The organism is Corallococcus llansteffanensis, from assembly GCF_003612055.1.
GTDB classification, from domain to species: Bacteria; Myxococcota; Myxococcia; order Myxococcales; family Myxococcaceae; genus Corallococcus; species Corallococcus llansteffanensis.
In genome coordinates, this window is the sequence record NZ_RAWB01000267.1 from 1 (window position 1) to 13,377 (window position 13,377).

A 13,377-nucleotide genomic window follows, 5' to 3' on the forward strand; every position below is an offset into this window, starting at 1 on the left:
GTCGTCACCCCGCCACCATGCGCGGCGCCCCCCACCCCGTTCAAGCGTCACGCACCCCCACGTCCGAAGCACGACGGCCAGGGCTGCCAGGAAATCCCGGTAATTGCGCGCCGCGCCATCCCTCCAGGACTTCCAGCCAGGGTGGAAGCCTCGCGGGAGGCAGCGCTTTGGGGACGGGGATTCCGCTCCAGGTGTGACCTTCCCTCCCATGTGCGTGCTTGCAGTGAAAATCAGGAGAGGACGCAACCTCCGCTTCTTGAATGCCGAGAATGGAAACAATCGCAGCCGGTGACCGAGGTCGGGTCACTGCTCCCACTCTCGGAGCCCCCCATGAGCAGCTACTCCATCAAGTCTGGCGACACCCTGTCCGGCCTGGCCAAGCGCTACAACACCAGCGTCAGCGCCCTGATGAAGGCGAACCCGGACATCAAGGACAAGAACCTCATCTACGCCGGCAAGTCGCTGAACATCCCCGGCTCCAAGGACAGCTTCGAGCCCGGCACCTCCGGCAGCCGCGGCGGCACGGGCGGCTCCAGCGGCACGGGTGGCACCAGCGGTTCGGGCAACGTGACGGCGCCTCCGGGCGGCGCGGGCCCGGGCACGCGCCGCCCCGGCGGCAGCCCCTACGACATCGCGATGTCGCACCTGGACAAGAACGCTGGCTCGCTGAAGCTGGAGAAGACCGGCGTGGGCGCGGACATGGAGGACTGGGTCCCCAACGACGTGAACTGCGCCAACTTCGTCTCCGCGTGCCTGGAGCAGGCGGGGCAGATCAAGGACAGCCAGCACAGCGCCTCCGTGATGACCCTCCAGGGCAACCTGGACCGCGACCCGAACTTCAAGCGCGTGGACCTGAAGGACGCGAAGCCCGGTGACGTGGTCTCCATGAAGGTGGGCAGCGGCCAGCACGTGGTGATGTTCGCGGGCTGGAAGGACGGCAAGCCCCAGTTCATCGGCTCCAACAACATCAACAGCGACGGGTCGCAGCGCATCAGCATCCGCTCGATGAACTACCCCATCATGTCCGTGCACCAGTACAAGGGCTGAGCGACGGCGTTTCCGCCGCTTCCGCCGTCCCGGAGGGGCCTTTCGCCTCCCGCGCCCACCGCGCGGGAGGGGGAGGCCCCTTCCTCGTTTCCCCCTCCGGGTCCTCCCGCTCCCCCTGCCCCGCAAGGCACCCGGAGTGCCACCGGCTCCACAGTGGAGGGCCCAGACGTCCAGGGCTGGACGTTCCCGGGAGGCGGGGGCTTTTCGGGTGTGGCCGGCCGGGAGGAGTCTGGGGAGCGCCATGCGAAGCCTCATCCTCCTCGTGGAAGACCATGTCGACAGCCGGGAGATGCTCGAGGAGTTCCTCACGTTGGAAGGCTTCGCCGTGGAAGTCGCCGGCAATGGCCTCCACGCGTGGGAGCGCCTGCGGCGCCAGCCCCTGCCGGACGTGATGTTGCTGGACCTGATGATGCCGGTGATGAGCGGCTGGGAGCTGATGGAGCGCGTGCAGAAGGAGCCGCGCTTGAAGAACCTGCCCGTCATCGTCGTGTCGGGCGCGGGCGCCACGCGGCCCGTGCCCCAGGGCATCCGCGCCTCCATCCCGAAGCCGCTGGACCTGGATGACCTGATGCGCGCGCTGGAGCCCTTCCGCTCGCAGTCCGAGTTAGCCGCCGCCTACTAGGCGAGGCCCTCAGGACGCCGCGGGGGTCAGCTCTCGCGGCAGCAGGACGCGGAAGGCGGTGCCCTCCGAAGCGCGCGAGCGCACCTCGATGCGTCCGCCGTGGCCCTTCACCACCTGTTCGACGATGTAGAGCCCCAGGCCCAGACCGCCGTGCGCCTTGCCGCCGCCGTGCCGGAAGGGGTTGAACAGGTGCGGCAGCACGTCCGGCGCGATGGGGTCGCCGCCGTTGTGCACCTCCAGCATCACCTGGTCGTCCTGGTCCGACAGCGTGAAGCGGACCGGGGAGTCCGGCGGGCTGTACTGGAGCGCGTTGCCTCCCAGGTTGCTCACCACCTGGAGCAGCCGGTCCGCGTCCCAGGCGCCGTCGTAGCGGCCCGGACCCACCTGGAGCGTCAGGGACCGCTCGGGCCACGCCGCCTCCAGTTCCTCCACCGCCTGGCGCACCACGGCGCGCACGTCGCCGGGAACCCGTTCGATGGGGAGCCCGCCGCCCAGCCGGCTGCGGGTGAAGTCCAGCAGCTCGGAGATCATCCGCGCCATCCGCTCGCCGGAGCGGGCGATGCGGGACACGGCCTTGCGCTCGCGCTCCGGGAGCGTGTCGCCGTGCAGCAGCTTCGTCACGGACAGCTGGATGGCGTTGAGCGGGTTGCGCAGGTCGTGGCTGACGATGGCGATGAAGCGCTCGCCGAACTGCGCCGCCTCGCGCGCCGCCTCCTCCGCGCGACGGCGCTCGGTGACGTCCACCAGGGTGACGACGCCCGCGACAATCTGGCCTTCCGGGTCGCGCACCGGCGCGCTGGAGCCCAGCAGATTCGCGGTGGTGCCATCGGGGCGCCGCACCAGCAGGGGCTCCGCCTGGCGCGTCTCCCCCGTCTGCAGCGCACGCACCAGGGGCCAGGCCTCGTCCGTGAGGGGCTGCCCCTCCGCGCTGAAGATTTGATGGGCCGGTTCGTAGTCCGTCACATGGGTGGAGGACCGGAAGGGGTGGCCCAGGAGCGACTCCAGCGCGCGGTTGCCCAGCAGCAGCCGGCCGCTGGGGGCCTCCGCGATGAGCACGCCCACGGGGAGCTGATCCAACACCGCGGACAGCCGCGCGCGCTCCGCCTCGATGGTGGCCAGCAGCCGCTGCCGCTCCACCTCCGACTGGCGGCGCTGGGTGATGTCCAGCACCGTGGCGGCGCGGCCCACGCGGCGGCCCGTCGCGTCGCGCAGGGACGTCACGTGCACGAAGGCGGGGAAGCGGCTGCCGTCGCCGCGCAGGTGCAGCGATTCGTACTCGTGTGACGGCTTGGAGCTGGCGGCCGCGAGGTGCCGGGGCAGCGCCCCGCGAGACTCGGGCGCCACCAGGTCCTCCAGTCGCAGGCCCTTCAGCGCTTCGACGGGCTGGCGGTGCATGCGCGCGAGCGCGGGGTTCGCCGCCAGGAGCGTGCTGTCCTCCGCGTTCATCACCCCCACGCCCACGCCCAGGTGGGTGAAGACCTCCTCCCAGGTGCGCTGCCCGGCCTCATCGGGGTGCGTCTGTCCGAGCATCGCCGCGTCGCGCGCCAGGTGCAGGCGGGCCTGGACGTAGGCCTCGAGCGCCGCCGCCTCCACCGCGTCCACTGCGTCCTGGAAGCGCTGCGTCTGCGCCACGACCCCGTCCTCCGGACCCACGCCGGGCTGTTGCCGCCACAGCCGCAGCACCGTGTCGCGCAGGCGCCGGAAGCCCGCGACCACGGGGCGACCGTCCGGGCCCCGCACGAGGAGCGCCGCCTCCCGCGCGAGCTCCTCGGAGACGCGCGCCAGGGGGTTCGCCATCCGGGCCGCGACGGCCGCGAGCACGTGCGTGAAGGTATCGCCGGAGCCGGGGGCTTCGCGGATCCATGCGTCCTGGAGGACATCCCGGGATTGAAAGAGGAAATCGGCCAGGGGCAGGGACACGGTGCGGGCTCGCAAGAGGGGGACAAGACCCGGGAACGGGAGGATGTCCGGGGGTGTCCGGCGACAGCGGGCCCGAAGGCCCGGCCTCCGACTTAGGCGGCCCCTTCTCACGGGACAAGCGCCGTGTGGCTGCCCTAGCAGGAAGGCGGAGGCACGATGCCGAGTGGCCGCAGGGTGGTCAACCGCAGCAGGCCCTCCCCGGGCTCCACCCGGTAGCGGACCTGGAAGCCGCAGGCGAGCAGCGCCGCCCCCTCCCGCCCCGGCAGCGGCACCGGAACCCCGGGCATCAGGCTGGCGAGGGCTCCCAATTCCTCCTGGAGCTGCTCGCGCACCCCTGCCGGGCATGCGACGAGCGTGTGCACCACCTGGGGTTCGAGCTGGAAGCGGTAGGCCATGGCGGCGGCAAGGGTGTGCATTGCCGCCCACCTGCAACAAGCCGTTCTGACGGTCATTGTTGGTGTTGGCCGCTGGGCGTCTGAGGGGAACAGTCCCCCCAAGACAGTGTCGGGCAGGCGACGCTCGGCCCCGGGTGGGCCATGGGTCCGCTTCAAGAAAGCGAGAGAAAGCGGGTCGAATGGGACTGGCCATGGGGATCCACCACCTGCTGCTTGTCGAAGACGACATGACGTGGCGGGACGGCGTGGGCCGGGCCGCGCGCGAAGCGGGCTTCCAGGTGTCGCATGTGTCGGACGGCATGGAGGCGCTGACGTGGCTGAGTCAGCGGCCGCGGGCGCAGCACCCGGACCTCATCCTGATGGACCTGCTGCTGCCGCGCGTGGACGGGTGGGAGCTGTACGGGCGGCTGCGCACGGACGCGCGGCTGCGGCACCTGTCGGTGATGATGATGTCCTCCGCCCGGGGCCTTCCCCCGGAGGTGCCGTTGGGAGGGGTGGTGGGCTTCCTGCACAAGCCGGCGCGACCGGAGGCGCTGGTGACGGAGCTGACGGAGCGCCTGCGCGAGCTGCCCCGCCGCACGGAGGAGGCGCCGCGCGTGCCGTACGCGCTGCGCCTGTCGGACGCGTCGCTCTATTCGCTGCACTCGCTGCCGGATGCGGTCCGCCACTCGGTGCGCGTGCACCTGCTGCGCGCCGCGGAGCTGGCGGCCTCGGAGCTGCCCCTGGCTTCGTCGTGGCTGATGGCGCTGCACAGCGAGCAGCCCTCACTGTTGGTGACGGTGGAGGGCGTGCGGGTGGTGCTGGAGGTGGACGACGCCGCGTGCGCGCTGACCGCGAGCATCGTCATCGTCCCCAGCCACCTGCGCGGTTCCTGACGCTCACGCCACCGGTACGCGGTGGACCTCGCCAGAGTGCAGGTCCAGCCACACCACCCGGCCGAGCAGGTCGTGGACGACGAGCCACCCCTCCGTGAGCCGCACGACCTGGGGCGGGGTGCCGCGGGACTCGATGCTCGCGCGCAGGTGTCCGGCGACGTCGTGCAGGTGGGTGGTGCGCGCGGTGCCCGCGCTGGAGCGCGTCACGCTCCAGCCGCGTCCCATGACCAGCCCCACGCGCGGGTGCTCCGGCAACCGCAGGACGCGGTTCGGCCGGGGGACGAAGGGCGCCAGGACGTGCCACCAGGCGGCCTCCCCCGGGGCGGCCACGGAGCGCGCCGCCACCACCTCGCCGTCGGCCGTGAGCGCGTGGAGGGCCGGCATCCCGGCCAGGCCCTCCACGTCCGCGCGGTGGCGCAGGGTGGGGCCGCCCTCCAGGGCATGGCCCCAGCGCTCCAGACGGCGGAAGTCCTGTTCCGCGGAGAGGTGGAGGACGAGGAAGGACAGGTGCTGTTCGTCCACGGCCAGCTCCAGCACCGCGCCGCCCACCTCCGGCACCCGCCAGAGGGAGCGCAGGTCGTCCGCCAGCGCGTCCACCATCAGCACGGTGTCGCGCACGGCGACGAACCACCGGTCCCCGTCGTAGGTGGGGGCCCACGCGCCCAGCTCCGTGTCACACCAGCGCGAGGCCCGGCGCGCCACCAGGTCCAGCCGGGACAGCCGCCACACGTCGCCCCGGCGCGCGAGCGCGAGCGCCCGGTCCCCCTGCGTGGAGGCCACCAGCGCGAACGCCGGCACGTCGAACCACGCGAGCGTCCGCCCGTCCGCGTCGACCAGCCGCGCGCCCGCCTCTCCCAGCGCGAGCAGCACACGCCGGCCCGGCAGCACCACCGCGTCATGCACCGCGTGGGCGCCCGCGTCGTTCTCCTCCAGCGTCACCCGCACGGTGGGCACGTGCGGCGTCGCGGACCACGCCTGATGCAGCCGCTCCGTGGGCGTCGGCAGGTCCGTGCGGAGCGCGGCCATCGCGGGCTCCTTCACGGCGCGCATCCGCTTGAGGAGCGCATCCAGGGGAAGGGAGTGCTCCGTCGCGCGGTCGCGCATCAGCGCGCGGAAGGTGGGGACGAGGAGCGCGGACTGGGCGTCGGAGGGCTCCTCCCGCAGGAGCTCCGTGGCGAAGGCGAGGCGCTCCGGAGCGCGCTCGGGAGAGGTGTCCGACAAGAGCGCCTCCACCTGCCCGCGTGCCGCACCGAAGCCATCCGGGAACCCGAGCATCCAGTGCACCAGCAGCTTCGCGCCGCTCACGCCGCCCGCGTGCACGCCGCGCTCCACCCAGGCCCGCGCCAGGTGGCGCGCGGACGTCACGGGCCACACGGCCTCCACCGCGCGGGCCCAGTTTCCGGCCTCCGCGAGCGATTCAGCCCACAGGAGGCGCAGCGCTTCGGCTTCGCGCGGATGGGATTTCTCCAGGCGCAGCACCGCGTCCGCGAACGCGCCTCCGCGTCGTGCGATGGCCACCGCGCGCGTGACGTCCTTCGCGAGCAACCACTGGCGCACGACGAGGCCGGCGGGCAGCTGACGGCCCTCGGCCAGCTCCGCGGCCAATCGCAGGCGGCCGTGCCGCTCCAGGAAGGACACCGCCTCTTCCGCCGCGTTGAGCAGCTCCGCCAGGACGAAGGCTGCTTCGTCGATGCGGCCCTCGCGCTCCAGGCGGCGGAAGGTGGTGCGGTAGCGCTCGCGCAGAACTTCGAACACGGCGGGGCCGCCGCCGAACACCTGGGCGCCACCACTGCGTCCACGTGGCTGGATGCGCAGTTGCTCGCGAGGACCTGGGACGCCCAGGGCGAGCTGCGCCTGGGGATCCGGGTCCGTGCCGAGGGGAATCGCGTGGCGCAGGGCTTCGTCGAGCCTGCCTTCCTCGAACATCTCGAGGAGGTTGCGCAGGTAGTCGCCCTTGCGCTTGCCGACGAGCGAGCCCAGCGGAGTGTGCTGGAGCATCCACGCCTTCATGCGCTCGAGCGCGCTGGGACCGGGCGGAGGCGCTTCGGAGGGCGCGGCCTGCGTGCCCTGCGTTGTTTCCGCCGCACCGGAGGGGCTGGACGCGACACCCAGCCACGAGAGCAGGGCCCGCAGCAGCGGCGACGAAGCGCCGCGCCGCGTGCCCGGGTGCGCGGAGTTCGTGCCGAAGGCCTGGCGCAAGCGTGAGAACGCGCCGCCACGCTGCGCGCTCATCGCACTTCCCGGGGCGGCTTCGGACCTTGCGCCGAAGGCCTGGCGCAAGCGCGAGAACAAGCTCCTTCGCCGGACCGTCATCGCGCGTCCCGAAGCGGTTTCGGACTTCGCGCTGAAGGCCTGTCGCAAGCGCGAGAACAAGCCCCCACGCCGCACCGTCATCCCGGCTTCGGGCTTCAAGCCGAAGGCCCTGCGCACCCGTGCGGACCGCTCCCGACGCTCCGCTGTCATCGCGGCGTCTGAGTCAGCTTCGGGCCTCGCACTGAAAGCCTGGCGCAAGCGCGAGAACAATCCCTGACGCCGCACGACCGTGACGGTGCTCGATGCGGCTGCGGGCCTCGCACTGAAGGCCTGTCGCAACCGTGCGAACACTCCCTCGCGCCGCACGCCCACCGTCGCGCCAGACCGTCCGGAGAAGGCGCGGCGCAGGCGCGCGAGCCATCCCTCTGGTCGTGCGACAGCGACCTCTTCCCTTCCCTCCATGCGCGCCAGCATCCGCAGGGCCTCGGGCGCGAGCGCGGGCACTGCCGGTCCGAACCACTCGCGCGTGGGTGGCGCAAGAGGCGTCAGCATGTGCCGCAGGGGCGGCGGAGGCGCGCCCAATCCCTTCACCTGCATCCGCTGCCACCCGGACACGTCCAGCCACGCCCCCAGGTCCACCTGCCGCAACTCACCGGGCACGTACAGCCGCGCGACCCCCTCATGCACCAGCACGACCGCTCCGGGAGGCGGCGCCAATCGCTCGCGCTCCTTCGCGGCCAGCGGCGCGCTGGTGAGCACACCCGACTCCAGCACCAACGGCAGGCCCGGCGCGGCGTCCACCGCCACCTTGCACGGCGTCGCCAGCCGCAGCAGGTGGCCTCCCGCCAGCGCCCACACAGTGGCCCCCGGCCTCCACGCGGCCAGCACGCGGACACGGGCCTCGGTCGCGCCTGGCGTGCCGGGATGGAACCAGAAGGCGGCCGCCTCCACGGTCCCCCGGTGCACGTGGATCCGGGGACGCAGCGCTCCAGACGGTCCGCTCACGGCGCGGCCCCCGGCAGGGCGCGGTAGAGGAACGTCCTCTCCATCACGTCCCACAACACCAGCTCACCCGCCTTCGTCAGCCAGCCGAACACCGGCTGCCCGTGGCTCACCTCCGCCTGCACCACGTCGTTGCTCGCCAGGGCCAGGATCCGGGGAGACTGTTGTGAAAAGAAGTTGAACGTCCGCAGGTCGGAATCGAGCGTGAGCAGCCCCGCCGGGGAAGGCGCGGGAGGCTGCACCACCCCCACCACGCGCTGTGGTTCGGGCACCCAGACCTCCTTCACGCCCGTGTCCAGGAACAGCCGCCATATGTTTGCCGAGTGGCGCACCGCCAGCAACCCCGCGTCGGGATGCGCCCCCGAAGGGGAGTAGCCGAAGAACGCGTCGCCGTGACGGGCATTGAGCGGAGCGACCCGAGGCTCCTGCTCCCCCAACACCCCGAGCCGCGCGACGAACGCCAGGCCCGAGCTGTCCGGAGGAGGCCGCATGACGTAGACGGGCTTATGCCGCACCTCCGCCATCGCGGAGACATGCCGCTCCAGAGGGAGGAGCGGCACGGTGCCCGTGGCGCTGGGAGGCGGAAGCGAGAACAACCACTCGCGTCGGTCCCGCATCCAGATCAGCTCCTGGCCCCGTGGATCCACCAGGCTCATGAGCCGGAGGGGCGACGCTCCCGCTGGCGGATCCGGTCGCTCCGCCTCCACCTGCGCGTGGTAGCGGCCCTTGCGCGCCCCGTCGGGCGTCCGCACCTGCCCGTGCATCACGTAGTCGTCTCCCGTGCGCGCCAGCACCAGCAGCCCCCCGGAGGAGCGCCAGCCCGCCGCGATGATCCGCTGCCCCTCGGGCACCTGGAGGCGCCGGGGCTTGGGCACGGTGGCGCGCGGTGAGTGGGGCACCGCCATGGCCGCGACGCTGCCATCGCTGTGATGCAACAGCATGCGGCGGCCATCCCCGGAGAAGGCGAAGCCGATGAGGCGCTTCTCCTTCCGGATCAGCACCGGCGGCGCCGTGAGGCGCTGGCCAAACGGATTGCGCAGCAGCCGCAGGCAATCGTCCGGAGGCGGAAGCTCCAGCACCACCGACCGCACGACGCGCGCCGCGGGCCGCACGTCCACCGCGAGCCGGTGCGCGCCGGGCTCCATCGGCTCGGTCACCTCCACGCGCGACATTCCCTCCGTGCCGTCCAGCCGGGCCAGCCGTGGCGCGCCCACCAGCCACGCGTCCCCGGGGGCCTGCTGGAGGGCCAGCGCCTCGCGCCACGCGGCCAGGTGATGCGAAGACGCGGGTTCGAGCGAGCGAGCCTCCAGCCACTTCAGCAGCGCGTTGCCGTCCAGGCCCGTGTGCGTGCCACGCGCGGGGTCGGACTGGAGCGCGCCCCAGGTGAACGCGGCGCCCGCGGCCTCGGCCCTTCGCGCGAGCACGACCAGCAACGCGAGGTGCGCGATGCGCGGCAGGCCCAGTTGATCCGGTCCCGCGTCCAGCAGCACCACCGTGCGCAGGGCCCCGCGCGGTTGCCGGAACGCGGGCTTGAGGAACGACAGCTCCCCGAACGCCGCGCGGCGCACCAGCTCCTCCGGAGCCTCCAGCGCCCACAGCCATTCACTGACGAGCAGCCGCTCGAAGGGGCCCCGCCGTGTGAGCCCGTCATAGCCCTGCGGCTCTCCACCCTCCGCCTCGCCGCGAGGCCGCATCCCGCCGACCGCCGCCGACAGCCGCGCCGCATGCGCTCCCAACTGGAGCGCGAGGTCGTCCGGAAAGAGGGACAGCCAGGTCGCCCAGGGGCGCAGCGCCGGAGGCAGCGCGGTCACGTCGCGGCCTCCGTCCCGAGCCACGCGTCCAGCGAAGCGCGCACCACCGGCTGGGCCGCGCCCACCGGCACGAGCTGCCCGGAGGCAGGCAGCACCGCGAGCGGCGAATCCCCCTGCCCCGCGAGCAACGCGCGCTCCAGCAGGGACACCGCCACCTCCGGCTCCAGTGCACACGGCAGCAGGAGCGCGGGCGCCAGCGGATCCCGCCCCAGGTAGACGACGCCCTCCACCCAGGGCAGCGAAGCCTCCGCACCCAGGAGCACGAGCACGTCCGGGCCCGCGGCCCCGCTCCATGCCGCCAGCGTCGCGTCGTCCGCGAGCAGGGCACGTTGTCCCAACGCACGCGCCACCGCGCCCACGCCCGCCACGGCGACGGGCTCCAGGGGCGCGGCCCTGGGACGCCAGCGCACGGGCAGCCCCGCGACGCGCTCCGGTTGCGACCTCATGACTCCCAGCTTCTTCCCACCGGACACGGTGCCCGGCGCGCGGTGCTCACGCGCCCAGTCTAGTCAGCTCGGGACCGGACCGGATACAGCGTCGCGCACCGCCAGGAGCACGGTGAGGCGCACGCGCCCGTCAGCGGGACGGCAGCGCGGAGGCCGTGACCGTCGGCAGGGCGCGGTGCTCCGCCGTCAGCACGAAGCCGTCCCCCATGTTGGTGACGCGCGCATTGGATTCAGCGCGTCTTCACGGGGCCCACGACCCCACGAATCCAACGCATCACCTCGCGCCGGACCTACTCCCAAAGGTAGTTGATCTTCATGAGAACCTGCTAGGTTGCTCCCATCATGAGGAAGCGCCTCGACAACCTCTTGCTGGGCCTGCTCCTGACCGCCACGGTGGCCACGGCGCAGGAGCGCCAGCCCCAGGTGCGGAACGTCTACCTTTCAGACGACCCCAGCCAGGAAGTGCCGCGGATCCACGTGGGCTCGCGCATCGCCACGGTGCTGCGCTTCGAGGAGGACGTGGACCCAGCCCGGACCGCGTTGCTGGGCTGGGAGGGGAGGTTCGAGCCCATCCTGTCAGGTGGGAAGTCCGTGCTGCTGGTGCCGCGACAGAGCCTCCCGCCCGAGGACGCGTTCCTGCTCCGGGTGACGCTCCAGGATGGGACGGAGCTCCCGTTCACGCTCATCTCCCGGGAGGATGGACAGGCGGATCAGCAGATCAATGTCTTTCGCGACAGCGAGAGCCCGGGCGCGGTGCGGTCGCGCCTGGCCGACTCCCGCATCCGGGAGCGCCGGCTCCGGGAAGAGAACGAGCGCTTCCGTCAGGAAGAGACCTCGGTGGACCACTCACTCGCGGCGCTCCTGACCCAGGGCGCCGTGAAGATGACGCCCTTCCGCGTCGCACGTTCCTGGACGTTCTCCTGCGACATCGGGACGGTGGAGATCCGCGGCTACATCCATCGCAGCAAGACGGCGGTCGTCTTCGCAATCACGAACCAGACGTCGAAGACCCCCTGGCGCCTGGGGCAAGCCCGGCTGTCGGTTGAATCCAGTGGAAAGGCCTGGCCCTTCGCGCTGCGGATGGATCAAGAGGAGATCGTCCAGGGCGCCTCGGGAACCATCTCGATCGTCGCCGACCTGAGCACCTTCGATTTCAAGAAGGGCACCGAAAAACTCGTCCTTGAACTCTTTCGTCACGACGGTCTCAGAGAGGCGTTGGTCATGGTGGAAGAGACGGGCCCGCACAAGTAGATCCTCCCACCCATGGCTCCTCCCCTCGTGACTCGCTCCTGCTCCCTCCTGCTGCTGGGCCTCCTCATCGGTTGCGCGACCGCGGGTCCCGGCCGTGTCGGCGTGCGCTCCGACGGAACCCCGGAACCCGAAGACTGCCCGGAAGAAGCCTTGAAGGCGATGCGGCTCCTGGGGCTGCAGGTCTCCGATGGCTCCACGCTGGAACTCGACGTCAATCAGGCGGACACCCACCCCGTCTACCTGCGCGAGGGCCCCATCGAGAGCGAGCTGAACCACAGCCTGGGCCCGCTGGACCCCGGAACGCTGATGTACGGGCGGATCTGGACGGGCGGACAGCAGGTCGTCATCCGGTACTACGAGGCCAAGCCACCCGACCGGGAGAGGCTCCCCCTCTGCGCGGTGGCCCGCACCGCGAAGGGTCAGCTGCGGAAGCTGCCCGGCTCCAAGCCCGGAACCGCCACCCTGGAGTTCTCGGGCTCGGGCGTCTACATCGTCGACGGGTTCCGGTAGGGCCTCACGCCGCCCGAGAACCCACGGGGGTGAGCGCCACCGCCACCTCCCCGCGCAGCGCGCGCAACGCCTCCGGCAGCGACTCCGGCGCGAAGCCCGCGTCCATCTCACGCGCCACGCCCTCCAGCTTGAGCCGCCACGCAGCCAGCGCGTCCCCGTCCGCGTCCATGGGCCGCGTCTCCAGCAGCACCCGTCCCGCCTGGGCGATGCGCTGTGCCCGCGCGAGCGGCCCCGCGCTCGCCTCCAGCGCCGCGGCCGGCAGCGCCGCGTTCTCCGACGCGGAGAGCACGTCGCGCAGCACGTCCCGCGCGAGCGCCTGCGCCTCCTTCGTGGGCACCGCGTAGACGAGCGGCCACAAGTCCGCCACGCCCGGCGTCGTGCGCCCCGCCAGCGCCGCAGCCGCCGCCACCAGTCGCTGCACCTTCACCGCCCGGCGGTCCGTCAGGCCGATGCCCGCCGCCCGCAGCGTCCGCAGCGCCTGCGCCAGGTGCGGCCGCACCGGCGCCAGGTCCGCTTCGCGCGCCGCCGCCGCCACCACGTCCAGCGACGCGAGCGACGCCACGCGCGGCACCGTGTCCGCCCACAGCGACGCGCCGCCCGCGAGCAGCTCCTCCAGCCGCGGATCCGGCACCGGCTCCACGAAGATGCGCGCCAGGAAGCGGTCGGAGAAGGCGGCCAGCGAGTCGTCCTCCGGCAGCGCGTTGGACGCGCCCACGCACACCCGCAGCGGGCACTGCATGCGCGTGTGCCCACGCCGGAAGGTGCGCTCGTTGAGCAGGCCCAGCAGCGTGTTGAGGATGGCGGTGGAGCCCAGGAACACCTCGTCCAGGAACGCCACCTCCGCCTCCGGCAGCATGCCCGCCGTCTCCGTCTCCACCACGCCGTCGCGCAGCTTGCGCAGGTCCACCGGCCCGAAGATTTCCGACGGCTCCGTGAAGCGTCCCAGCAGGTACTCGAAGTACGAGCCGCCCAGGCCGCGCGCCGTGCGCCGCACCGCCTCGCTCTTCGCCGTGCCCGGCGGGCCGATGACGAGCAGGTGCTCGCCCGCCACCGCCGACAGCGCCACCAGCTCCACCATCGCCTCGCGCTCCACCAGCCCCCGACCCGCGTCGGTGAGGGCGTCGCGGACGGTGGCCGCCGCGACTTCGAACGTAACGGACATGGGCGCGAGCCTAGCCGGTGCGCATACACTGGCGCGATGGGAACGAAGGGGACGTGGCTGGCGCTGGCGGGGGTGCTGGGGGC

Annotated in this window: 11 protein-coding genes; 5 read left to right on the top strand and 6 right to left on the bottom strand. The window is 72.4% G+C overall.

Features of this window, described 5'->3' with window-relative positions; all coding sequences use genetic code 11:
- Positions 1-330 precede the first annotated feature (330 nt).
- Positions 331-1,047 (top strand): LysM peptidoglycan-binding domain-containing protein, encoded by a 717-nt coding sequence (locus D7V93_RS23660; protein WP_120645577.1) that lies wholly within the window; start codon positions 331-333, stop codon positions 1,045-1,047.
- A gap of 241 nt (positions 1,048-1,288) precedes the next feature.
- Entirely contained in the window at positions 1,289-1,669 is a 381-nt protein-coding gene (locus tag D7V93_RS23665; RefSeq protein WP_120645569.1) for a response regulator, read from the top strand.
- A 9-nt stretch (positions 1,670-1,678) separates the two neighbouring features.
- Here D7V93_RS23665 and D7V93_RS23670 read toward each other — a convergent pair whose 3' ends face one another.
- Positions 1,679-3,589, bottom strand: a complete 1,911-nt coding sequence (locus tag D7V93_RS23670) for a sensor histidine kinase (protein ID WP_244237467.1) — start codon at positions 3,587-3,589, stop codon at positions 1,679-1,681.
- Between the two features lie 134 nt (positions 3,590-3,723).
- Positions 3,724-4,005, bottom strand: coding sequence for a hypothetical protein (locus D7V93_RS46800; RefSeq protein WP_120645570.1), 282 nt, complete (start codon positions 4,003-4,005; stop codon positions 3,724-3,726).
- A 158-nt stretch (positions 4,006-4,163) separates the two neighbouring features.
- Here D7V93_RS46800 and D7V93_RS23680 point away from each other — a divergent pair, with 158 nt between their 5' ends.
- Positions 4,164-4,859 (top strand): response regulator, encoded by a 696-nt coding sequence (locus tag D7V93_RS23680; protein ID WP_244237468.1) that lies wholly within the window; start codon positions 4,164-4,166, stop codon positions 4,857-4,859.
- 3 nt (positions 4,860-4,862) lie between these two features.
- Here the strand turns inward: D7V93_RS23680 and D7V93_RS23685 are convergent, their stop codons facing one another.
- Genes D7V93_RS23685 through D7V93_RS23695 form a run of 3 tightly spaced genes read right to left on the bottom strand, consistent with a single transcriptional unit; the run spans position 4,863 to position 10,371 of the window.
- Positions 4,863-8,117, bottom strand: a complete 3,255-nt coding sequence (locus D7V93_RS23685; RefSeq protein ID WP_147451291.1) for a bpX6 domain-containing protein — start codon at positions 8,115-8,117, stop codon at positions 4,863-4,865.
- Complete coding sequence (locus D7V93_RS23690; RefSeq protein ID WP_120645572.1) at positions 8,114-9,925, bottom strand: hypothetical protein; 1,812 nt, start codon at positions 9,923-9,925, stop codon at positions 8,114-8,116. The genes D7V93_RS23685 and D7V93_RS23690 overlap by 4 nt, the downstream gene beginning before the upstream one ends.
- Positions 9,922-10,371, bottom strand: a complete 450-nt coding sequence (locus tag D7V93_RS23695) for a bpX5 domain-containing protein (protein WP_120645573.1) — start codon at positions 10,369-10,371, stop codon at positions 9,922-9,924. Before D7V93_RS23695 ends, D7V93_RS23690 begins: the two co-directional genes overlap by 4 nt.
- Positions 10,372-10,713: 342 nt before the next feature.
- Here D7V93_RS23695 and D7V93_RS23700 point away from each other — a divergent pair, with 342 nt between their 5' ends.
- A complete protein-coding gene (locus D7V93_RS23700) occupies positions 10,714-11,622 on the top strand; it encodes a DUF2381 family protein (RefSeq protein ID WP_120645574.1) in 909 nt (302 codons plus the stop codon).
- A gap of 12 nt (positions 11,623-11,634) precedes the next feature.
- The gene (locus D7V93_RS23705) at positions 11,635-12,132 is read left to right on the top strand and encodes a serine/threonine protein kinase (protein WP_120645575.1); all 498 of its coding nucleotides are present in this window, start codon (positions 11,635-11,637) and stop codon (positions 12,130-12,132) included.
- Between the two features lie 4 nt (positions 12,133-12,136).
- On the opposite strand, the gene D7V93_RS23710 is transcribed toward D7V93_RS23705, so the two are convergent.
- Entirely contained in the window at positions 12,137-13,294 is a 1,158-nt protein-coding gene (locus tag D7V93_RS23710) for an AAA family ATPase (protein WP_120645576.1), read from the bottom strand.
- Between the last annotated feature and the right edge of the window lie 83 nt (positions 13,295-13,377).